Consider the following 269-nt stretch of genomic DNA (forward strand, 5'->3'; position numbering starts at 1 on the left):
AGCGGGTGATGGGATTCGAACCCACGACCCCAACCTTGGCAAGGTTGTGCTCTACCCCTGAGCTACACCCGCATTCCGTGAGGCGGCTTATGGCGGAAACTTGCAATATCCGCAAGAGGAAAGACGAGTGGAAAAGCATTTTCCTGATCAGGAAATATTTATGAGCCAGAAACGAAAAAAGACGCCCTAAGGCGTCTTTTTCAAACTGGAGCGGGTGATGGGATTCGAACCCACGACCCCAACCTTGGCAAGGTTGTGCTCTACCCCTG

The 269-nt window shown here is 52.4% G+C and carries 1 tRNA gene; it reads right to left on the minus strand.

Features of this window, described 5'->3' with window-relative positions:
- Positions 1 to 72 (minus strand) — tRNA-Gly (locus HK24_RS13255).
- Between the last annotated feature and the right edge of the window lie 197 nt (positions 73 to 269).

It is taken from the genome of Gluconobacter sp. DsW_058 (assembly GCF_002153615.1).
GTDB classification, from domain to species: Bacteria; Pseudomonadota; Alphaproteobacteria; order Acetobacterales; family Acetobacteraceae; genus Gluconobacter; species Gluconobacter cerinus.